Origin of the sequence: Sphingomonas sp. Leaf38 (assembly GCF_001421825.1) — a bacterium.
Lineage (GTDB): Bacteria > Pseudomonadota > Alphaproteobacteria > Sphingomonadales > Sphingomonadaceae > Sphingomonas.
In genome coordinates, this window is sequence record NZ_LMLD01000010.1 from 42,590 (window position 1) to 43,916 (window position 1,327).

Below are 1,327 nucleotides of genomic sequence, written 5' to 3' on the forward strand. Positions count from 1 at the left end.
CCGCGACGGTCGCGGTGGTCGGTGCGGGCGGCATCGGCTCCCCCGTGATCCAGTATCTCGCGGCCGCGGGCATCGGTCGGCTGACCCTGATCGACGACGACACTGTCGAGCCCTCGAACCTTCAGCGGCAGACGATCTTCACGACCGCCGATACCGGCGCGGCCAAGGTCGCGGCGGCGGCCGATGCCGCGCGGCGGATCAACCCGCACGTCGCCGTCACGACTCACGGCGCCCGGATCGATCCCACCAATGCCGCCGAACTATTGTCCGGGGCCGATGTCGTGCTCGACGGCTGCGACAATTTCGCGACCCGGTTCTGCGTGGCGGACGCGGCGCATGCGCTGCACATCCCGCTGGTGTCCGCCGCGGTCGGTCAGTTCGAAGGGCAGCTCGCCACCTATCGCGGGTGGGAAGCTGACAAGCCGTGTTATCGCTGTTTCGTCGGCGACGCCCCGGAGCGCGCAGAGACGAGCTGTGCCGAGGATGGCGTCCTCGGGCCAGTCACGGGCGTGCTCGGCAGCCTTGCCGCGCTCGAAGTGCTGCGCGCGATCGCGCGGTTCGGCGACGATCAGGCGGGCAAGCTGCTGCTGATCGATCTGCTGGCGCTGCGGTTCCGGACGATCAGGCTGCCCAAGGATCCGGGCTGCCGGGGCTGCGGATCCGGGCCCGCCCGGCTAGCCGAGTAGACCCCGCGCGGCCTTGACTCCCCCACCAATTCCGCTAAGGCGCGGCTTCGTTCGGCGGGCTTGCTCGTCGAACTCCGTCCGAGACAGTGGGTGCACCGGGTTTGCCGGCGCTTAATCTCCCACCTAGACGGGGAATGAGATTTTGCGGAGTGCCTCGTGCGCCTGCCCTCTCCCATGCCCCATCGACGAGACACCCGGAGACGCGGGCTTGTCTGCGCCTCCGGTTAGTAACCGGGTCCACCATGCAAATGGTGAACCTGAAAACGTGGAGAATGGCATGGATCGTGATCAAAAGACCGCGGCCGTAGCCGAGCTGAACCGCACCTTCTCCGAGGTCGGCGTCGTCGTTGTGACGCGCAACCTCGGCCTGACCGTCGCACAGTCCACTGTGCTGCGGAACAAGATGCGCGACGCCGGCGCGACCTACAAGGTCTCGAAGAACAAGCTTGCCAAGATCGCCATGGACGGCACCGACTACAGCTCGCTGGGCGACATGCTCACGGGTCCGGTCGGTCTGGCCAGCTCCATCGATCCCGTCGCGGCCGCCAAGGTGGTCGTGGAATTCGCGAAGACGAACGACAAGTTCGAAATCGTGGGTGGGGCGATGGGCGCGACGACCCTCGACGTCGACGGTGTGAAGG

The 1,327-nt window shown here is 67.1% G+C and carries 2 protein-coding genes; both read left to right on the forward strand.

The annotated features are described in order from the left end of the window. Positions 1–686: HesA/MoeB/ThiF family protein (locus tag ASE88_RS05775; RefSeq protein ID WP_056476561.1), on the forward strand; the 686-nt coding region annotated here is incomplete at its 5' end. Positions 687–963: 277 nt separating this feature from the next. Then, a partial coding sequence (gene rplJ / locus ASE88_RS19405) for a 50S ribosomal protein L10 (RefSeq protein WP_414893440.1) occupies positions 964–1,327 on the forward strand: 364 nt, incomplete at its 3' end.